This window comes from Micromonospora sp. NPDC005172, from assembly GCF_040608555.1.
In the GTDB taxonomy this organism is placed as follows: Bacteria; Actinomycetota; Actinomycetes; order Mycobacteriales; family Micromonosporaceae; genus Micromonospora.
This window is the reverse complement of sequence record NZ_JBEXIL010000016.1, coordinates 101,227-120,126: the sequence shown is the minus strand read 5'-3', so window position 1 is coordinate 120,126 and position 18,900 is coordinate 101,227. Positions and strand designations below refer to the sequence as shown.

At 71.5% G+C, this 18,900-nt stretch carries 18 protein-coding genes; 9 read left to right on the top strand and 9 right to left on the bottom strand.

Annotated elements, in window-relative coordinates; all coding sequences use genetic code 11:
• The first annotated feature begins 33 nt into the window (after window positions 1-33).
• Genes ABZV06_RS14125 through ABZV06_RS14115 form a run of 3 tightly spaced genes read left to right on the top strand, consistent with a single transcriptional unit; the run spans window position 34 to window position 1,534 of the window.
• The gene (locus ABZV06_RS14125; protein ID WP_355621414.1) at window positions 34-402 is read left to right on the top strand and encodes a metalloregulator ArsR/SmtB family transcription factor; all 369 of its coding nucleotides are present in this window, start codon (window positions 34-36) and stop codon (window positions 400-402) included.
• Window positions 399-1,136: an MIP/aquaporin family protein gene (locus ABZV06_RS14120; RefSeq protein WP_355621411.1), complete on the top strand. Its 738-nt coding sequence runs from the start codon at window positions 399-401 to the stop codon at window positions 1,134-1,136. Before ABZV06_RS14125 ends, ABZV06_RS14120 begins: the two co-directional genes overlap by 4 nt.
• On the top strand, window positions 1,133-1,534 hold the full coding sequence (locus tag ABZV06_RS14115; RefSeq protein WP_355621408.1) for an arsenate reductase ArsC: 402 nt from the start codon (window positions 1,133-1,135) through the stop codon (window positions 1,532-1,534). Before ABZV06_RS14120 ends, ABZV06_RS14115 begins: the two co-directional genes overlap by 4 nt.
• A gap of 107 nt (window positions 1,535-1,641) precedes the next feature.
• Here the strand turns inward: ABZV06_RS14115 and metH are convergent, their stop codons facing one another.
• Complete coding sequence (metH, locus tag ABZV06_RS14110; RefSeq protein WP_355233418.1) at window positions 1,642-5,157, bottom strand: methionine synthase; 3,516 nt, start codon at window positions 5,155-5,157, stop codon at window positions 1,642-1,644.
• A gap of 262 nt (window positions 5,158-5,419) precedes the next feature.
• Here metH and ABZV06_RS14105 point away from each other — a divergent pair, with 262 nt between their 5' ends.
• Together ABZV06_RS14105 and ABZV06_RS14100 are read left to right on the top strand one after the other, a co-directional pair.
• Entirely contained in the window at window positions 5,420-6,289 is an 870-nt protein-coding gene (locus ABZV06_RS14105; protein WP_269678735.1) for a PAC2 family protein, read from the top strand.
• Between the two features lie 158 nt (window positions 6,290-6,447).
• Window positions 6,448-7,239, top strand: coding sequence for a GntR family transcriptional regulator (locus tag ABZV06_RS14100; protein WP_355621406.1), 792 nt, complete (start codon window positions 6,448-6,450; stop codon window positions 7,237-7,239).
• A gap of 191 nt (window positions 7,240-7,430) precedes the next feature.
• On the opposite strand, the gene mshC is transcribed toward ABZV06_RS14100, so the two are convergent.
• The 6 genes from mshC to ABZV06_RS14070 all read right to left on the bottom strand — a co-directional run bounded on the left by mshC (window position 7,431) and on the right by ABZV06_RS14070 (window position 13,495).
• On the bottom strand, window positions 7,431-8,669 hold the full coding sequence (mshC, locus tag ABZV06_RS14095; protein ID WP_355233414.1) for a cysteine--1-D-myo-inosityl 2-amino-2-deoxy-alpha-D-glucopyranoside ligase: 1,239 nt from the start codon (window positions 8,667-8,669) through the stop codon (window positions 7,431-7,433).
• A gap of 67 nt (window positions 8,670-8,736) precedes the next feature.
• Complete coding sequence (locus ABZV06_RS14090) at window positions 8,737-9,555, bottom strand: SCO1664 family protein (RefSeq protein ID WP_355233412.1); 819 nt, start codon at window positions 9,553-9,555, stop codon at window positions 8,737-8,739.
• Window positions 9,552-10,130 carry a DUF3090 domain-containing protein gene (locus tag ABZV06_RS14085; protein WP_355233410.1) on the bottom strand — a complete coding sequence of 193 codons (579 nt, stop codon included), beginning with the start codon at window positions 10,128-10,130 and terminating at the stop codon, window positions 9,552-9,554. The genes ABZV06_RS14090 and ABZV06_RS14085 overlap by 4 nt, the downstream gene beginning before the upstream one ends.
• A 112-nt stretch (window positions 10,131-10,242) precedes the next feature.
• Window positions 10,243-10,947 (bottom strand): MSMEG_4193 family putative phosphomutase, encoded by a 705-nt coding sequence (locus tag ABZV06_RS14080; RefSeq protein WP_355621403.1) that lies wholly within the window; start codon window positions 10,945-10,947, stop codon window positions 10,243-10,245.
• 662 nt (window positions 10,948-11,609) lie between these two features.
• Window positions 11,610-12,446 carry an undecaprenyl-diphosphate phosphatase gene (locus ABZV06_RS14075; RefSeq protein WP_355233406.1) on the bottom strand — a complete coding sequence of 279 codons (837 nt, stop codon included), beginning with the start codon at window positions 12,444-12,446 and terminating at the stop codon, window positions 11,610-11,612.
• Entirely contained in the window at window positions 12,443-13,495 is a 1,053-nt protein-coding gene (locus tag ABZV06_RS14070; RefSeq protein ID WP_355233404.1) for an LLM class F420-dependent oxidoreductase, read from the bottom strand. Before ABZV06_RS14070 ends, ABZV06_RS14075 begins: the two co-directional genes overlap by 4 nt.
• Window positions 13,496-13,682: 187 nt before the next feature.
• Here ABZV06_RS14070 and ABZV06_RS14065 point away from each other — a divergent pair, with 187 nt between their 5' ends.
• Window positions 13,683-14,654, top strand: a complete 972-nt coding sequence (locus ABZV06_RS14065; RefSeq protein ID WP_355233402.1) for an aldo/keto reductase — start codon at window positions 13,683-13,685, stop codon at window positions 14,652-14,654.
• Window positions 14,655-14,753: 99 nt separating this feature from the next.
• Window positions 14,754-14,945 carry a DUF5703 family protein gene (locus ABZV06_RS14060; protein WP_039906151.1) on the top strand — a complete coding sequence of 64 codons (192 nt, stop codon included), beginning with the start codon at window positions 14,754-14,756 and terminating at the stop codon, window positions 14,943-14,945.
• 80 nt (window positions 14,946-15,025) lie between these two features.
• On the opposite strand, the gene ABZV06_RS14055 is transcribed toward ABZV06_RS14060, so the two are convergent.
• Together ABZV06_RS14055 and ABZV06_RS14050 are read right to left on the bottom strand one after the other, a co-directional pair.
• Window positions 15,026-15,685: a hypothetical protein gene (locus tag ABZV06_RS14055; protein WP_355233400.1), complete on the bottom strand. Its 660-nt coding sequence runs from the start codon at window positions 15,683-15,685 to the stop codon at window positions 15,026-15,028.
• Window positions 15,686-15,727: 42 nt separating this feature from the next.
• Window positions 15,728-17,056, bottom strand: coding sequence for a M20/M25/M40 family metallo-hydrolase (locus ABZV06_RS14050; RefSeq protein ID WP_355233398.1), 1,329 nt, complete (start codon window positions 17,054-17,056; stop codon window positions 15,728-15,730).
• Window positions 17,057-17,230: 174 nt separating this feature from the next.
• Between ABZV06_RS14050 and ABZV06_RS14045 the strand changes: the two genes are divergently transcribed.
• Both ABZV06_RS14045 and ABZV06_RS14040 read left to right on the top strand, forming a co-directional pair.
• A complete protein-coding gene (locus tag ABZV06_RS14045) occupies window positions 17,231-17,839 on the top strand; it encodes a hemerythrin domain-containing protein (RefSeq protein ID WP_355233396.1) in 609 nt (202 codons plus the stop codon).
• An 88-nt stretch (window positions 17,840-17,927) separates the two neighbouring features.
• Window positions 17,928-18,899: a LysR family transcriptional regulator gene (locus tag ABZV06_RS14040; RefSeq protein ID WP_355233394.1), complete on the top strand. Its 972-nt coding sequence runs from the start codon at window positions 17,928-17,930 to the stop codon at window positions 18,897-18,899.
• The last annotated feature ends 1 nt before the right edge of the window (window position 18,900 follow it).

Below are 18,900 nucleotides of genomic sequence, written 5' to 3'. Positions count from 1 at the left end.
GCCCCCTGTTTCGAAGTCTGTCAAGCTAGAGAAATGTCGAAACAAGAGCTGCCGGTGGTGGACCTCAACGCGGTCGCCTGCTGCTCCCCGATAGCGGCCCGCCCCATGGACGCCGATCAGGCGGCGCTGGTCGCGCCGCTGTTCAAGGCCCTGGGTGACCCGGTCCGGCTGCGGCTGATGTCGATGATCGCGTCGGTCCCCGAGATCTGCGTCTGTGATCTGACTCCGGCGTTCGACCTGTCCGGGCCGACCATCTCCCACCACCTCAAGCTGTTGCGCGAAGCCGGCTTGGTCGACTCGGAGCGGCGCGGCACCTGGGTCTGGTACCGGGTCAAGCCGGAGGCATTCCGCAAGCTCGGCGCGCTACTGGACATCTCCGCCGCCCCGGCCGCCGCCGCGTGAGCCGCACCCTGCCCCGGCGGGCGTCGGCGGAGTGCGCCGGCACCGCCCTGCTGGTCGCCGCCGTCGTCGGCTCCGGGATCGCCGCCGCCCGGCTCTCCCCCACTGACGTCGGTCTCCAACTCCTGGAAAACGCGATCGCCACCGCCCTGGCCCTGGGCGCGCTGATCCTGACCTTTGGCCCGGTCTCCGGCGCGCACTTCAACCCGATCGTCTCCGTCGTCGACTGGTGGCTCGGCCGCCGCGCCGGCCTCGGCCTCACCACCCGGGACCTCGCCGCCTACACCGCCGCGCAGACCGGCGGAGCCATCGCCGGCACGGTGCTGGCTGACCTGATGTTCGACGTGCCGGCCGTGGCCTGGTCCCGCACCGAGCGGAGCGGCGGGAACCTGTGGCTGGCCGAGGTCGTCGCCACCGCAGGCCTGGTCCTCCTGGTCTTCGCCCTCGCCCGCTCCGGCCGCGCCACAGCAGCCCCGGCCGCCGTGGGCGCCTACATCGGCGCGGCCTACTGGTTCACCTCGTCGACGTCGTTCGCGAACCCCGCCGTCACCATCGGCCGGGCCTTCACCGACACCTTCGCCGGTATCGCCCCCACCTCGGTACCCGGTTTCATCGCCGCCCAGCTCGTCGGCGGCCTGGTCGCCGTCGCCGCCATCGCCGCCTGGTACCCCCACGCCGCCGACACCGCCAACGCCTTCGTCGTGCCCCGCCTCACCCAGGAGACCGAAGCTCGATGAGCAGCAAGCCCACCGTCCTCTTCGTCTGCGTCCACAACGCCGGCCGCTCCCAGATGGCCGCCGGCTGGCTACGCCACCTCGCCAGCAACACCGTTGAGGTCCGCTCCGCCGGCAGCGAGCCCGCCGACCACATCAACCCGGTCGCCGTCGAAGCCATGCGGGAGGTCGGCATCGACATCACCAGCCAATCGCCCGCCAAGCTCACCTGGGACACGGCCGAAGCCAGCGACGTCATCATCACCATGGGCTGCGGCGACGCCTGCCCCGTCTTCCCCGGCAAACGCTACGAAGACTGGAAACTCACCGACCCAGCGGGTCAACCCCTCGACGTCGTCCGTCAGGTACGCGACGACATCCGCGTCCAGGTTCAAAAGCTCGTCGACACTCTCCGCACGTAGTGCTGGGATCAGCGGCCCTTGCCCCTCATGCAGTCAACAGGGTTTCCTGAACTGCGCCACCAAATACGGCTGGCAGAGATAGCCGTCCAGCGCAATCCGTGCGCCCGTTACTTGGCGTTGAAGTAGCTGGCCTCGGGGTGGTGGACCACGATGGCGTCGGTGGCCTGCTCCGGCATGAGCTGGAACTCCTCCGACAGCTCGACGCCGATCCGCTCCGCGCCCAACAGATCCACGATCTTCGCCCGGTCCTCCAGATCGGGGCAGGCCGGGTAGCCGAACGCGTACCGGCAGCCCCGGTAGTCGTTGCGCAGGATGCCCGCCAGGTCCTGCGGGTCGTCGTGGCCCAGCGGGCGCCCGTCGGGCAGGGTCAGTTCGGCGCGCACCCGCCGGTGCCAGTACTCGGCGAGGGCCTCGGTGAGCTGCACGGACAGCCCGTGCACCTCCAGGTAGTCGCGGTACTCGTTGCGGGCGAACAGCTTCGCCGCGTACTCGCTGACGGGTTGCCCGACCGTGACCAGTTGCAGCGCGACCACATCGAGCTGGTCGCCCTTGGGCCGGAAGAAGTCCGCGAGGCAGAGCCGTCGCTCCTGGCGTTGGCGGGGGAACGAGAACCGGGCGCGCTCCGCGTGCCCGTTCTCGTCGAGCACCACCAGGTCATTTCCTTCGGAGTACGCGGGGAAGTAGCCGTACACCACGGCTGCCTCCAGGACCTGGTCGGCGATCAGCCGGTCCAGCCAGTACCGCAGTCGCGGGCGGCCCTCGGTCTCGACCAGCTCGTCGTAGGAGGGTCCGTTGCCGCCCCGGGCGCCGTTGAGCCCCCACTGCCCACGGAATGTGGCCCGTTCGTCGAGCAGCGCCGCGTAGTCGGCCATCGGCACGCCCTTGACCACCCGCGTGCCGAAGAACGGCGGGGTGGGCACCTCCACGTCGAGGGCCACATTGGAGCGGACCGAGGAGTCGTGCAGTTCCGGCAGCGACTCGGTGACCACCGCGCGCTGCCGCTCGCGGCGGGCCCGGCGAGTGGCGAGCGCGGCCTCGCGCTCCGGGTCGACGACCGGGGCGCCGCCGCGCTTGGCGGTCATCACGCGGTCCATCAGGGACAGGCCCTCGAACGCGTCACGGGCGTAGTGCACCTGCCCGGGGTACGTCGCGCGCAGGTCGTCCTCGACGTACGACCGGGTCAGCGCCGCCCCACCGAGCAGGACGGGCCAGCGCTCGGCAACGCCGCGCGTGGCCATCTCGGCCAGGTTCTCCTTCATGATGACCGTGCTCTTGACCAGCAGCCCGGACATGCCGATCGCGTCGGCGCGGTGCTGCTCGGCCGCGTCGAGGATCGCGCTGATCGGCTGCTTGATGCCGATGTTGACGACCTCGTAGCCGTTGTTGGACAGGATGATGTCGACCAGGTTCTTGCCGATGTCGTGCACGTCGCCGCGCACGGTGGCCAGGACGATGCGGCCCTTGCCGCCGTCCTCGGTGGCCTCCATGTGCGGCTCCAGGTACGCCACCGCGGTCTTCATCACCTCGGCCGACTGGAGCACGAACGGCAGTTGCATCTGCCCGGAGCCGAACAGCTCACCGACGACCTTCATGCCGTCCAGCAGGATGTCGTTGATGATCGACAGCGGGGACCGGCCGCCGGCCATCGCCTCGTCGAGGTCGGCCTCCAGGCCGTTGCGCTCACCGTCGATGATGCGCCGCTTGAGTCGCTCGTCCAGCGGCAGCGCCGCCAGCTCCTGCGCCCGGCTGGCCCGGGCACTGGTCACGTCGACACCCTCGAAGAGTTCGAGGAAGCGCTGCAACGGGTCGTACCCCTCGCGGCGTCGGTCGTAGACCATGTCCAGGGCGACCTCACGCTGCTCGTCGGGAATCTTCGACATCGGCAGGATCTTGCTGGCGTGCACGATCGCGGACGTCAGGCCGGCCTGCACGCACTCGTGCAGGAACACGGAGTTGAGCACCTGCCGAGCGGCCGGGTTGAGGCCGAAGGAGATGTTCGAGATGCCCAGGGTGAAGTTGACGCCCGGGTAACGCCGGGCGATCTCCCGGATCGCCTCGATCGTCTCGATGCCGTCGCGGCGGGTCTCCTCCTGCCCCGTCGCGATCGGGAAGGTCAGCGTGTCGATGAGGATGTCGGAGAGGTCCATCCCCCACCTGCCGGTCAGGTCGTCGATGGTGCGCGAGGCGATGCGGACCTTGTCCGCGGCGGTGCGCGCCTGCCCCTCCTCGTCGATGCACATCACCACAACTGCGGCACCGTGCTCCCGGATCACCGGCATCACCCGCCCGTAGCGGGACTCCGGGCCGTCGCCGTCCTCGAAGTTCACCGAATTGACCACGCAGCGACCGCCGAGCATCTCCAGCCCGGCCTCGATGACCGCCGGCTCGGTGGAGTCCAACATGATCGGCAGCGTCGACGCGGTGGCGAACCGAGCGGCCAACTCGCGCATGTCCTGCGTGCCGTCGCGCCCGACGTAGTCGACGCACAGGTCGAGCAGGTGCGAGCCGTCGCGGGCCTGACTGCGGGCGATCTCCACGCAGGCCCGCCAGTCACCGTCGAGCATCGCCTCGCGGAACGCCTTCGAGCCGTTGGCGTTGGTCCGCTCCCCCACCATCAGCACCGACGCGTCCTGGGCGAACGGCACCGGATGGTACACCGACGAGACGCCGGCCTCGTGCCGGGCCTCGCGGGCCGGGGCGACGCTGCCGTGCAGCCGCTCGGACAGCACCCGGATGTGCTCCGGGGTGGTGCCGCAGCAGCCGCCGACGAGCCCCACGCCGTACTCGGTGATGAACCGTTCCAGGGACTCGGCCAGCTCCACGGGAGTCAGCGGGAAGTACGCGCCGTCGGCCGTCAACACCGGCAGGCCGGCGTTGGGCATCACCGACAGCGGGATGCGGGAGTGCTGCGACAGGTAGCGCAGGTGCTCGCTCATCTCGGCCGGGCCGGTCGAGCAGTTCAGCCCGATCAGGTCGACCCCGAGCGGCTCGATGGCCGCGAGGGCCGCGCCGATCTCGCTGCCCACCAGCATCGTGCCGGTGGTCTCCACGGCCACGTGACAGATGATCGGCACCTGCTGGTCCAGCTCGGCCATCGCCCGCTTCGAGCCGATCACCGCCGCCTTGACCTGCAACAGGTCCTGGCAGGTCTCGATGATCAGCGCGTCCGCGCCGCCGGCGATCAGGCCGGCGGCGTTCTCCTGGTACGCGTCGCGCAGGGTCGCGTAGTCGGCGTGCCCGAGGGTGGGCAGCTTGGTGCCCGGACCGATCGAACCGAGCACGAACCGGGGGCGTTCGGGAGTGCTGGCCGCGTCGGCGGCCTCCCGGGCGATCCGCGCGCCCGCCTCGGCCAGCTCGCGGATGCGGTGCGGGATGTCGTACTCGCCGAGGTTGGCCAGGTTGGCCCCGAACGTGTTGGTCTCCACGCAGTCCGCGCCGGCGGCCAGGTATGCGTCGTGCACCCCCCGCACCACGTCGGGACGGGTGACGTTGAGGATCTCGTTGCATCCCTCAAGGCCGTCGAAGTCGTCGAGCGTGAGGTCGGCGGCATGCAGCATCGTGCCCATCGCGCCGTCAGCGATGAGGATCCGGTCGGCCAGCACATCCAGCAACGAGTTCCGCACCCGTTCAGGTTAGTGCGGCCGCAGGCGAACTCGAGCGCCCTCCGCGCCCGATCCCATATTGTGTCGGGCGGATCACGCTGTCCGGTTCGCCGCCGTATGCCCGGTCACCGACCGGGCGGACCGGCGCGGCCGACGGGCCGCATCCCTGCCCGGCACGTAGGCTGGCGGACGTGAAGGAGAACAGGGACGCCATCGTGCACCACGGTCCGACAACCGGGCGCGGTCCCGGTATCGGCCGCGACGAGCAGGGTGAGGTGACGGCGTGACCGAGTTCGACGGACTGCCTGTCCTGCGGTCCCCCGTGGCCATCGCCGCGTTCGAGGGCTGGAACGACGCCGCCGACGCGTCCACCGCGGCCGTCGAGCACCTCGAGCAGGTCTGGAACGCCCGGCAGATCACCGAGCTGGACCCGGAGGACTTCTACGACTTCCAGGTCAGCCGGCCCACCATCACCATGGCCGACGGGGAGACCCGCCGCGTGGAGTGGCCGACGACCCGGTTCATGGTGGCGAGCCCCGAGGGCACCGACCGTGACGTGGTGCTGATCCGGGGCATCGAGCCCAGCATGCGCTGGCGGACATTCTGCGAACAGGTGCTGGAGATCTGCCACAGCCTGGAGGTGGAACGGGTCGTGCTGCTCGGCGCGTTGCTGGCCGACGTGCCGTACACCCGGCCGTTGCCCATCAGCGGCAGCGCCTCGGACGCGCAGGCCGCCGAGCGCTACCAGCTCACCCCGACCCGCTACGACGGGCCGACCGGCATCGTCGGCGTGCTGCACGACGCGTGCGCCCGCGCCGAGGTCGACGCCGTGTCGTTCTGGGTGCACGTGCCGCACTACGCCAACAACCCGCCCTGCCCCAAGGCCACCCTCGCTCTGCTGCACCGCGTCGAGGAGGTCGTCGACCTGCCGGTGCCGATGGCCGACCTGGCCGAGGAGTCCGCCGAGTGGGAGCAGCGCGTACGCAGCGCCGCCGAGCAGGACGCCGAGTTGGGCGAGTACGTCCGCGAGTTGGAGGAGCGCGTCGGCGACGAGGGCATCACCCCGTTGACCGGTGACGAGATCGCCCAGGAGTTCGAGAAGTACCTGCGGCGTCGGGGCGGTTCGGCCGGCCCCACCGCCGGTTCCTGGTAGCAGCACTGGCCTCTGGGAGCACTGGCTTCTGGTAGCACTGGCCTTCTGCGGGCCCTCGGACCTTCGCGGTCCGGGGGCCCGTTTTCGCGTGTCAGGGGTGGCGCCGGCACATCCGCTAGGGCATCCTAGGAACCTAGATGTGATCAAGGGAGGCTGGTGTGCAGATCAACCCCGGGGCCGCCGAGTTTCCACACCGGCAGATCGCCGCGCAGCTCAAGGCCCAGGTCCGCCGCGGCGACTGGGGGCCGGGTGAACGACTGCCGTCCATTCCGGCCATCGCCGAGATGTTCGGCGTCGCCAAGCAGACCGTCCAACGCGCCGTCGACCAGCTGCGGGTCGAGGGCATCCTGATCACCAAACCCGGCTCGGGTACGTACGTCCGGGGCACCCGGCGTCGACTGAACCGCCTCTCCCGGGGCCGGTACGGCGGCTTCCGCGGCTACCACACCGACCTCGCCGCCCGGTACCGTCAGCAACTCGTCTCGGTCGGTCTCGCCCCCGCGCCCGCCGAGGTCGCCGACGCGTTCGGCGTCACCGACGGCACCAACCTGCTCTGCCGCCGCCACCTCGTCCGCACCGACGACTCCCCCGTCGAGGTGGGCGCCTCCTGGTTCCTGCCCGCCAACACCGCCGGCACCTCACTGGAGCGCGCCGAGGCGTTCGGCCGGCCGCTCTACCAGGAGGCCGAGGAGGCGACCGGCCGTCGGTACGTCTCGGCCACCGACACCATCACCGCCCGCCAGCCCAGCCGAGACGAGGCCGAGACGCTGCAGATCCGGCCCGACACCCCGGTGCTGCACCTGCTGCACGTCGCGTACGACGCGCACCGCAAGCCGATCGAGGTGGCCCAGGCGACCTGGCCCGGACCCATGACCACCCTCACCGAGGAGTACCAGATCCCCGCCCCAGCCCCCGACCCGGACCCCGACCCCGGCCTGGTCCTGGGCTAACCCCACCCCGCCCTGCCCTGCCTCGCCCCATTCCGCCCCGCCGATCTTGCACTTTGTGTCGCCCCTTTGCCCCGATTGGCAACTTTCGTTACGTCCGAAAGTGCAAGATCGGCGCAGTAGGTGAGGGGTTCTCGTCGATCATGGACTTGTGGTGCCTCGCATAAGGGGCACGGCGGCCGGGGCGGGTGATGTTAGAGGCGGATGCCTAGGAGGGCGTCCACCGTCTTCGCGAACAGGGCCGGGGCTTCGGGGTCGTCCGTTGCGCCGGCCAGGGTTGCCTCGGCCCAGCGGTCCGCTGCCGCCAGGGCGCCGGGGGTGTCGAGGTCGTCGGCCAGTCTGGCGCGTACCCCGGCCAGCAGCTCGGCCCCGGACGGCCCGGCGGGCGCGGCGGCGGCCCGCCGCCAGCGGTCCAGCCGCTCCTGCGCGGCCGTGAGCAGGTCGTCGGTCCAGGTACGGTCGCTGCGGTAGTGCCCGGAGATCAACGCGAGCCGGATCGCCATCGGGTCGACCTTGTCGGCGCGCAGCCGGGAGACGAAGACCAGGTTGCCGCGGGACTTGGACATCTTCTCGCCGTTCAGGCCGATCATCCCCGCGTGCACGTAGTGCTCGGCGAACGGCGTCTGCCCGGTGAGCCGCTCGGCGTGCGCGGCGGACGCCTCGTGGTGCGGGAAGAGCAGGTCGTTGCCACCGCCCTGCACGTCGATGCGGTCGCCGAGCAGGTTCAGTGCGATGACCGCGCACTCGATGTGCCACCCGGGGCGGCCCGGGCCCAACTCCCCGCCCGGCCAGGACGGCTCGCCCTCGCGGGCCCCGCGCCACAGCAGCGGGTCGAGGGCGTCGCGCTTGCCAGCCCGGTCGGGGTCACCGCCGCGCTCGGGGAAGATCTCCAGCATCTGCTCGCGGGTCAGGTTCGACTCGTAGCCGAACCGGCCGGTGGCGGAGATGTCGAAGTAAACGTCGCCGGTGCCGTCGTCGAGCCGGTACGCGGCACCGTCCTTGACCAGCACCTCGACCTTGTCGGCGATGTCCGGGATCGACTCGACCGCGCCCACGTAACGCTCCGGCGGGATGATCCGCAGCGCCTCCATGTCCTCGCGGAACAGCGCGGTCTCCCGCATCGCCAGGACCACCCAGTCCTCACCGTCGCGGGCGGCCCGCTCCAGCAGGGGGTCGTCGATGTCGGTGACGTTCTGCACGTAGCGCACCGGACGGCCGGCGTCGCGCCACATCCGCTGCACGAGATCGAAAGTGATCATGGTGGCGGCGTGACCGAGGTGGGTCGCGTCGTACGGGGTGATGCCGCAGACGTACATGCTCGCCGCGTCGGCCGGGTCGCTGGGGTGGACACCCTGTCGCGCCGAGTCGTACAACGCCAACGGCTCGCCCCGACCCGGCAGCCGTGGCACCTCGTGTCCCGCCCAAGACTCCATGGCCTCAGCCTAACCAGCCCTCAGGCGGCACCGGGATGCCCCACGGGTGATCAAGATGACAGGGGACTCACATGGGTGGCCACGGTATCGCCGGCCAGTCCTCCGGCGGCTGCGGGAAGCGGCCGGTCTCCCGCAGCAGGTCGACACGGGCGGCGAGTTCGCCGATCTCGCTGATCGTCAGGTGGTCGGCAAGCTCCTCGCCGAGCGCCCCGGCGACCTGTCCGGCGAGCCCGTCGAGCATCTCCACGGCGTCCGGCGGCAACTGCTTGCCGGCCCAACCCCAGAGCACGGTACGAAGCTTGTCCTCGACGTGGAAACTCACCCCGTGGTCCACGCCGTAGATACGGTCGTCGGCGCCGACGAGCACGTGCCCGCCCTTGCGGTCCGCATTGTTGATCACCGCGTCGAGCACGGCGAGGCGGGCCAGCCGTGGATCGTCGGCGTGCGCGAGGGCGTACGCGGCGCCGTCGTCGTCCCGGGCCGCCGCGATCGGGAACCAGCGCGGCGGCACCTCCTCGGCCGGCACGAACCCGACCAGCGGCTCGGCGTCCTCCGGCTCGTCGATCCAGAGTTGGCAGGAGCCGGGGCCGAACGGACCGTCGCGAAGGATGGTGGGCGGGACCAGGTCCCATCCGGTGGCGTGGGACACCAGGTACGCCGACACCTCCCGGCCGGCGAGGGTGCCGTCTGGGAAGTCCCACAGCGGGCGCTCCCCGCGTACCGGCTTGTAGACGCAGCGGGCCGTCACGCCGTCGAGGGTCAGGATGCCCCGCAGCGTGGTGTTCGACGCGTCGACCAGCCGACCCTCCAGGTCGATCGTGCCGTCGCGCAGCAGCCGCAGCGCGGCATCACCGTCGTGCAGGGGCTGAAGGCCGGACAAGGTCACCGGTGGTAACCGTTGTGCCGCGGGCACAGGTGCCCGGCGGGATCCAACGGCTGGCCGCACAGGGGGCACGGCGGCCGGCCGGCGTTGACGACCCTCCGGGCCCGCTCGATGAACTGGCGGGTCGCCTGCGGCGTGAGCCGGACGCGCAACCGGTCCAGGTCCTCGTCCGGCTCCTCGTCCTCGTCGTCTTCGTCGTCGTCCTCGTCGCCCAGCTCGACCTCGGGCTCCACCTCGCCGGCGGCGATCGCCTCGATCACCACTGTCGCGGTGTCGACGTCGAAGGCCAGCCCGAGGGTCCCGACCCGGAACTCCTCGTCGACCGGGGTGTCCAGCGGCTCGTTGTCGCCGATCACCGGCGCCAGCTCGGGCAGGTCCACCCCGAAGCGACGCTGCGCCTCGGTGAGCAGCTCCTCCAGCTTCTCGGCGAGCAGGGACACCTGGACCTTCTCCAGCGCGACGCTGACCAGCCTGCCGCCGCCGCGGGCCTGCAGGAAGAACGTGCGCTCCCCCGGCGGCCCGACAGTCCCGGCGACGAACCGCTCCGGCGGTTCGAAGGCGTGCACCTGGTGGGTCATACCCACGACCCTATCCGGCCCACCATGGCGTCGCGCACCCCACCGACCCGAATCGCCGCAGGGGCAACGCGCCCGGTGTAGCGGGGGCCACACCCGGGCGTGGCGGTGTTTCTCACCTGGCCGCGCCCGCTCCACCGCCGACAGCGGCGTCCGAGTCGGCCGCCCGCGTGGCCCGCCGACGCCGCTTGCGCGGCGGCAAAACCAGCGCGGCGAGGTCACCGCCGGTGTCGTTGAGCCGGACCAGGAACGGACGCAGCGGCGTGAAGCGGATCGCGGTCACCGACGCCGGGTCGGCCACGATCCGCTGAAAGGCATCCAGGTGTACGCCGAGCGCGTCCGCCACGATGGCCTTGATCACATCGCCGTGGCTGCACGCCAACCAGACCGCCTCGGGCCCGTGCTCCGCGCTCACCCGGGCGTCCCAATCGCGGACGGCCGCCACCGCGCGGGCCGCCATCGCCGCCATCGCCTCGCCCTGCGGGAAGACCGCCGCGCTGGGGTGCTGCTGGACCACCGGCCAGAGAGGCTCCTTGGCCAGCTTCTTCAGCGGCTGCCCCTCCCAGCTGCCGTAGTCACACTCGATCAGGCCCTCCTCGACAACCGGCGTGGCCTGCGGCAAGGCCAGCTCCAGGGTCTGCCGGCAGCGGATCAGCGGACTGGTGACGACCGCTGCCAGCGGCACCGACCGCAGCCGCTCGCCGACCGCGGTGGCCTGGGCGCGCCCGGTGTCGTCCAGCTCGACCGGCTGCCGGCCGGCCAGGCCGCCGTCGGCGTTCGCGGTGGTACGGCCGTGTCGCAGAAGCAGAAGGGTCGCCACACGATCACCCTAGGCCTCCCCGGTACCTCCCGAGTGCCACGGGCCCCGGCCACGCCGCCCCGGATCGGCGTGATCGACAAGACGTCGCCGATCTGGCGGTATCGACCGGTCCCGGACACCCCGAGTTCAGTGAACTGGAGTCGATCACCGCGTCGGATCGCCTCCGCTGGGTGCGATTGGCCGGTCTCGTGGCGTGTGGGGGATGTGGGGTGTGACCGGGTGCATCCGCAAGCGGGCCTCGTGGCGTGCCGGAACTCGTCGCTCTCGGACGATCGAAGGACCACGGGTCACCGCCCGCCCGTCGGGCCAGGCCCCCTCAGCTCGCGTCCTTTGCTCTGCTTCAGCCCAGGAGACACCCGGTGTCCGATTATCGAACGGCAGGTGTTTCCTGGGCTGAAGCAGAGCAAAGGCAGCTCGCCGACCCCGGGCTATGACCCCCCACGACCGCGTTCCTCAAGGGCCTCAAGCAGGTCGACGGCTGGCAGGACATGCCGCTGACCGACGCCGCCCAGACCGTACAGGTCTCCGCCTACCCCGACGCGTACGCGCAGTGGGAGCAGCAGGCCACCGACCTGGTTGGCCAGCACTGGAACAGCTAAGAACCACCGATGGCCGGCACCCCACACGGGGTGCCGGCCATCGTCGTACCCGCAGGGAGCGGATCAGGTGGCGCTGATCGTGCCGGTCAGCAGGAGGGCGAGGACCAGGGTGCCCAGCGCGACCCGGTACAGCACGAAGACGTACAGCGTGTGGTGGGCGACGTAGCGCAGCAGCCAGGCGATGGCCGCGTAGCCGATGCCGAAGGCGATGGCGGTGGCCACGATCGTCTGCGCGACCGAGGGTACGGACGTGCCCGGGGCGGACGGTTCGAAGACGTCCCCGAGACTGAACACCCCCGACATCACCACCGCCGGGATGGCCAGCAGGAACGAGTAGCGTGCCGCCGCCTCCCGGGTCAGGTTGAGCAGCAGTCCGGCGGTGAGCGTCCCCCCGGAGCGGGACACGCCGGGGACCAGCGCCATCGCCTGGGCGAAGCCCATCACGATGCCGTCCTTCATCCGGAAGTTCTCCAGCGTGCGCGTCTGCCGACCCCAGTACTCGGCGAAGGCCAGCACGAACGCGAACACGATCAGCGTGGTCGACACCACCCACAGGTTGCGCCCGGCCGTCTTGATCTGGTCCTTGAAGAGGAACCCGAACAGCCCGATGGGGATCGAGCCGACGATCACGTACCAGCCCATCCGGTAGTCGAGGCTGGAGCGCACCGACCTGTCCCTGAGCCCGACCAGCCAGGTACGGGTGATCCGCCAGATGTCCTTCGCGAAGTAGATCAGCACGGCGGCCTCGGTGCCGAGCTGGGTGACCGCGGTGAACGACGCGCCGGCGTCGCGGTCGAAGAAGATCGCCGAGGTGATCCGCAGATGCCCCGACGAGCTGACCGGCAGGAACTCGGTGAGCCCCTGGACGATGCCCAGGACGATGGCCTCGATCCAGGTCACTCGCCAACTCCGGACAGGTCGAGCGCCTCGGCCACGGTACGCAGGGTCTGCACGCCGCTGTCCCGGTCCGCCACGAACAGGCTCACCGAGAGCGTGGTGACGCCGGAGGCGGCGTACTCACGCATCCTCTCGGCGATGCGCTCCTTCGGGCCGAGCAGCGACGTACGGTCGATGAACTCCATGGGTACGGCCGCCGCGGCGTCGCGCTGGCGCTTGGCCAGGTAGAGGTCCTGGACCTCGCGGGCGGCGTCGCCGTAACCCATCCGGGTGGCGAGCTGGTTGTAGAAGTTCTGCTGCCGGCTGCCCATCCCGCCGACGTAGAGCGCGGCGTACCAGCGGACCAGCTCGGCGCAGGACGCGACGTCGTCGCCGATGACGACCGGCACGGACGGCACCACGTCGAAGCCGGCCAGTTCCTTGCCCGCCTTGGCCCGGCCGGCGGAGACGGCGGCGAGGTGCTCGTCGGCGAACTCGGGGGCGTAGAAGACGGCGAGCCAGCCGTCGGCGATCTCGCCGGCCAGCTCCAGGTTCTTCGGGCCGACGGCGGCCAGGTAGATCGGTATGTGCTCGCGCGGCGGGTGGAAGCTCAGCCGCAGCGCCTTGCCGGGGCCGTCGGGCAGCGGCAGTGTGTAGTGCTCGCCGTCGTACGCCACCTCCTTGCGGGCGATGGCCAGCTTGACGATGTCGACGAACTCGCGGGTCCGCCCGAGGGGCTTGCCGAACCGCACACCGTGCCAGCCCTCGGAGACCTGCGGGCCGGAGACGCCCAGGCCGAGCCGGAACCGGCCGCCGGAGAGCGCGTCGATGGTGGCGGCCGTCATCGCCGTGGCGGCCGGCGTGCGGGCGGGGATCTGCATGACCGCCGCGCCCACGTCGATCCGTTGCGTCTGGCCGGCCATCCAGGCGAGCATGCTGGGCGAGTCGGAGCCGTACGCTTCCGCCGCCCACACCACCGAATAGCCGAGGCGGTCCGCCTCCTGGGCCAGCGCCAGGTGGTCGGCCGGCGTACTCCACGCTGTCTGGTATCCGAGGCTGAGCCCGAGTCGCACTGGTCCTCCCCCATCCGTGGCACAGGTCGCACCAGGTTACGCAATGCCGAAAACGGACTCGATCACCGGCTCACCGCCAATGATCCCCCGTCCGTCGAGGTGCCTGCCGGGGGCGGAACCGGCAGAACCGCCAGAGATGACGGGAGCGAGGATATCCGTGGCGGCGGGTTCGAAATAAGGTTCACCCATGCAACAGCGACCGCTCGGCCGAAGCGGGCTGGCGGTTTCGCGGCTCGCGCTCGGCACCATGACCTGGGGCCGGGACACCGACGCCGACGATGCGGCCGCCCAGTTGAAGAGTTTCCTGGACGCGGGCGGCAACCTGATCGACACCGCCGACGTGTACGGCGACGGCGACGCCGAGTCGGTGATCGGTTCGCTGCTGGGCACCCTCGTCCCGCGCGACGAACTGCTGATCGCCACAAAGGCGGGGTTGCGCCCGGGCAGCGGCCGGCGGCGCGACGGCTCTCGAGGCCACCTGCTGCGCACCCTGGAGGCGTCGCTGCGCCGGCTCGGCACCGACCACGTCGACCTGTTCCAGCTGCACGGGTACGACCCGGACACCCCCCTGGAGGAGACCCTGGCGGCGCTGGACCACGCGGTGGCCAGCGGCAAGGTCCGGTACGTGGGGGTGTCGAACTTCTCCGGCTGGCAGACCGCGCGGGCCGCCGCCTGGCAGACGGCCTGGCCGGGCCGCGCGCCGGTGGTCGCCGCCCAGGTGGAGTACTCGCTGCTGGAACGGGGCGTGGAACGGGAGGTGCTGCCGGCCGCTGACGCGCTGGGCCTCGGCGTGCTGCCCTGGTCGCCGCTGGGTCGGGGTGTGCTCACCGGCAAGTACCGGCACGGGCGGCCGGCGGACTCCCGGGCCGCCTCCCCCCACTTCGAGCGGTTCGTCTCGACCTACCTCGAGCCGCGCTGCTCGAGCATCGTGGAGGCGGTGGCGACGGCGGCCGGCGGGCTGGGGGTGTCGCCGCTGGAGGTGGCGCTGGCCTGGATCCGGGACCGGCCGGGGGTGACCGCGCCGATCCTGGGCGCCCGGACGGTCGGGCAACTGCTCGGCGCGTTGCAGGTCGAGCGGATCACGCTGCCCGAGGAGATCACCACCGCGTTGGAGGACGTCTCGTCGGTGCCGGTCGGCTATCCCGAGCGCGACGGGTGACCCGAGACGGCCCAGGACGGCACGAACCACGCGCGGCAGCGGCGTTGGTCACCCTCCAGGGGGTGGCGAACGGCCGCTGGGCTGGGCAGCATGGACGTCATGGACTACGAGTACGCGCCGCTGCGGCTGCCGCCGAACGTCGACCGGTTGACCGCCGCGGCGCAGTTGGCGATCCAGGCGGAGTTCTCCGGATGGGAGTTGGCCCGGGTACGGCTGTTCCGTGACGGCACTCGGCAGGTCATGTTGCGGCGTCGACGGGTCAACCAGCCGCAGCCGGGCCTGTCGTACTGACACCAGGCCGGGACGGGCGGTGAACGCCCGGGGCCCGAACCGCGTACGGTCGGGCCCCGGGCGTCGTACGGCTCCTGGCCCTAGTGCTGGTGCCCGGCGTGGTCGTGGTCGTCGTCGAGCTCCAGGAACGGGTGCTCGTCGAGTCGACCGACGAGCCGGTCGTCGCCGGCCGGCTGGAACGGACCGACCGCGTCGTCGTCGTCGAACGACTCCAGGTCGACAGGGGTGCCCACCTCGCTGACCATGACCACCCCGTCGAGCGGTTCCAGCTCCGGGACGTCCAGCGCGCCGAGCGAGCCGTCGCCGCTCTGCAGCAGCTCCAGCACCGCCTCGCCGACCCCCTCCACGGGCGCCGGCTCGTCGTCCTCCGGGGTGCCCTCGCGGCGGGCCGCCTCGGCCGCCCGCAGCAGCGCGGAGATGCTCGGCACCCGGTAGTCGCGGCGTTGCCGCACCGAGATCACCCGCGGGTGCGGGTCGCTGGCCTCGACACCCTCGCCACCGAAGCGCTCGTCGGCCTCGTTCGGATCGATCGAGTCGACGTCCCACGGCGTCACCTCGCCGAAGGCGTCGAGGAGTTGCTCGTCGTAGGCGAAGGACGCGTTGTTCAACGCCACGTACGCCTGCCAGACGTCGTCGTCGTCGACGCGGCCCTGCGCGGCGCGTACGGCGGCCAGGTGGTGGCGGGCCGCTTCGATCACCCGCTCGAGTGCGGCGTCCAGCTCACCGTGCTGGTCGGTCATGTGGGGCAGTCCCTTCACGATGGGGAGGTAACGCGGACACTGCTAGCAGGTGCGGAGGAACCGGTCGAGAACCCGCACGCCGAACTGTAGTCCGTCGACCGGAACGCGCTCGTCGATGCCATGGAACAGCGCGGAGAAGTTCAGGTCGGCGGGCAGCCGCAGCGGCGCGAACCCGAAGCAGCGGATGCCGAGCGTCGAGAACGCCTTCGCGTCGGTGCCGCCGGAGAGCATGTACGGCACCGGCCGGGCACCCGGGTCCTCGGCGCGCAGCGCCGCCGACATGGCCTCGACGAGGTCGCCGTCGAAGGTGGTCTCCAACGCGGGCTGCCGCTGGACGTACTCGATGTCGATGTCCGGGCCGACCAGCTCGCGCAACTGCCGCTCCAACAGCTCGGACTGGCCGGGGAGGCTGCGGCAGTCGATGGTGGCGGTGGCGCGGCCCGGGATGACGTTGTCCTTGTAGCCGGCGGCGAGGCGCGTCGGGTTGGCCGTGTTGCGGATGGTCGCCCCGATGATGTTGGCGATCGGGCCGAGCTTGGCGATGGCGACCTCCGGGTCGTCCGGGTCCAGCTCGATGCCGAGCAGGTCGGAGACCTCGGTCAGGAACGCCCGTACGGTGTCGGTGACCACCACCGGGAAGCGGTGCCGGCCGATGCGGGCCACGGCCTCGGCGAGCGCGGTGACCGCGTTGTCGTCGTGCACCATCGATCCGTGCCCGGGGCGGCCCTTGGCGTGCAGCCGCAGCCAGTCGATGCCCTTCTCGGCGGTCTCGATGAGGTAGAGGCGCTGGCTGTCGTTGACCGAGTAGGAGAACCCGCCGACCTCGCCGATCGCCTCGGTGCACCCGTCGAAGAGGTCGCGGTGGTTCTCGACCAGGAAGCGCGCGCCGTAGTCGCTGCCCGCCTCCTCGTCGGCGGTGTACGCGAGGACGATGTCGCGCGGGGGCCGGACGCCGGTGCGCTGCCAGTGCCGCACCACGGCGAGCACCATCGCGTCGAAGTCCTTCATGTCGATCGCGCCGCGACCCCACAGGTAGCCGTCGCGCTCCTCCCCGGAGAACGGGTGCACCGACCACTCGTCGGCGTCGGCGGGCACCACGTCCAGGTGGCCGTGTACGAGCAGGGCGCCGCGGCTCGGGTCGGCGCCGGGGATGCGGGCCACCACGTTCGCCCGGCCGGGCGCGGACTCGTGCAGGACCGACTCGACGCCCACCTCGGCGAGTTTCTCCGCCACGTATTCGGCCGCGCGGCGCTCGCCGACGCTGGTGTCGTTGTCACCCGTGTTGGTGGTGTCGATGCGCAGCAGGTCGCGGCAGAGGTCGACGACCTCCGCGGTGGGGTCCGGTCGGGCGGAGGCGGCGTCGCTCGTCATCGCCCCTTCATACCAGCCCGGGATGACCGGCGGGTCGGCGCACCGACGAGACGCGGGCGGGCATCCAGGTCGACTGATCCGGGAGCGGTTTCGCGACGCTCGCGTTCGGGTACCGCCGCCCACGACCGCACATTCCCCTGCCGGAGCTTCCGCCCGCCAGTCGAGGAGGGCATCATGTCCGCCGTTCCCCTGCCCCCGTTGCCGCCCACGCCCGCACCCGAGGAGGGTTACCGGCCCGGCGGCCGCAGTGTCGCCGACATCGTGGACCGCGAGCACCGGCAGTTGCTGACCCTCGTGGACCAGCTGAGCGGCCCGGACGCGACGCCGCACGAGGCGCTGGCCGTCCTCACCGCCGCGCTGTCGCGGCACATCTCCGCCGAGGAGCAGTACCTGCTGCCAGCGGTGCGGGCGGCGCTGCCGGCCGAGGCCGCCCGGGTGGACGCCGAGATCGACGGCGACGCGGCGCTACTGGCCGCCCTCAAGGGGCTGAGCGACGAGACCGTGACCGAGGTCGCCGAGCGGGTCCGCCGCCACGTCGACGGGGTGGGCACGCTCGTCGCCGAGCTGCGCGCGGTGGCGACGTCGGAGGAGCTGATCCGGCTGGGCAACCGGTTGGAGATCGCCGAGGAGGCCGCGCCGACCCGGCCGCACCCGGGCACCCCGGCCACGCCGCCGTGGAACCGTATCGTCGAGCCGGCGGTGGGCGTGGTGGACAAGCTCCGCGACGCGGTGACGCGGCGGCCGACGTACCTCAAGGACCTGCCGGAGCCGCCGCGCGACTGAAGGCGCGGGCCGCACCACAGAATGCATTCAATGTCACCGATACACTTGGCCCCTTCCGCAGGCTGCGGCGTGGTCCTACCGTCACCGTATGAACCTGGAGCTGCGACACCTGCGGGTGGTCTGCGCGATCGCGGAGACAGGGAGTGTGACCAAGGCGGCGTCGTCGCTCGGGCTCGCCCAGCCGGCGCTGACCGCCCAGCTCCAGCGGATCGAACGGACGCTGGGCGGGCCGCTGTTCGACCGGGATCGGCGCGGCGCGCGGCCCACCGCGCTCGGTGAGCTGGTGCTCGCCCGGGCCCGGGTGCTGCTGCCGGCGATGAAGGGCCTACAGGACGAGGCGGCACGGCTGGCCGGCGCCGCCGAGGTGTCGCGCTGCTACCGCCTCGGCGGCGTGAACAGCCCGATCCTGGGCCGGCTGGTGCATCGGCTCGCCGCCGAGGAGCCGCCGGCCCAGATCACCACGTACGCCTCGTGGTCGGTGGACGAGCTGGCGCAGTTGGTGGCCGGTGGGCGGTTGGACTTCGCCCTCACCGGCGTGTGCGGCGACGCCACCCCGTCGGCCGAGTTCGGGCTGAGGTGGCGGGAGGTGGCCGTGGACCCGGTGCTGGTGCTGCTGCCGGCGAGCCACCCGCTCGCCGACCGGGACGAGGTGCGCCTGGCGGACCTACGCCACGAGCAGTGGGTGGCGGCGCCCGGCGACGGCTGCTTCGGCGACTGTTTCGCCGCCGCGTGCGCCCGCGCCGGTTTTACTCCCCGCAAGGTGTACGAGACCGACATCCGCGGTTGCGTCGACCTGGTGGAGGCGGGCGTGGCGGTGGCCCTGTGCCAGGCGACGTTCCGGCCGGTGTCCGGTCTGGTCACCCGGCGCCTGGCCGGTGTCCCGCTGCGCTGGCGGCTGCTGCTGGGGTGGCACCCGGACTCGCCCGCCGCCCGCGACGCCGACCTGCTGCTCTCCACGGCGAAGGCCGCGTACACCGACTCGCTGGCGCCGCACCCCAGCTACCTGGACTGGTTGGTGCGCAATCCGGGCTTCGGCGTCCGGCAGCCCAGCGGGGTGTGAG

Coding starts and splice junctions, on each gene's coding strand:
- ABZV06_RS14045 (WP_355233396.1), top strand. CDS start 17,231: ATGTCCGCCGTTCCCCTGCCCCCGTTGCCGCCCACGCCCGCACCCGAG.
- ABZV06_RS14060 (WP_039906151.1), top strand. CDS start 14,754: ATGGACTACGAGTACGCGCCGCTGCGGCTGCCGCCGAACGTCGACCGG.
- ABZV06_RS14085 (WP_355233410.1), bottom strand. CDS start 10,130: ATGACCCACCAGGTGCACGCCTTCGAACCGCCGGAGCGGTTCGTCGCC.
- ABZV06_RS14040 (WP_355233394.1), top strand. CDS start 17,928: ATGAACCTGGAGCTGCGACACCTGCGGGTGGTCTGCGCGATCGCGGAG.
- ABZV06_RS14055 (WP_355233400.1), bottom strand. CDS start 15,685: ATGACCGACCAGCACGGTGAGCTGGACGCCGCACTCGAGCGGGTGATC.
- mshC (WP_355233414.1), bottom strand. CDS start 8,669: ATGGAGTCTTGGGCGGGACACGAGGTGCCACGGCTGCCGGGTCGGGGC.
- ABZV06_RS14115 (WP_355621408.1), top strand. CDS start 1,133: ATGAGCAGCAAGCCCACCGTCCTCTTCGTCTGCGTCCACAACGCCGGC.
- ABZV06_RS14065 (WP_355233402.1), top strand. CDS start 13,683: ATGCAACAGCGACCGCTCGGCCGAAGCGGGCTGGCGGTTTCGCGGCTC.
- ABZV06_RS14125 (WP_355621414.1), top strand. CDS start 34: ATGTCGAAACAAGAGCTGCCGGTGGTGGACCTCAACGCGGTCGCCTGC.
- ABZV06_RS14050 (WP_355233398.1), bottom strand. CDS start 17,056: ATGACGAGCGACGCCGCCTCCGCCCGACCGGACCCCACCGCGGAGGTC.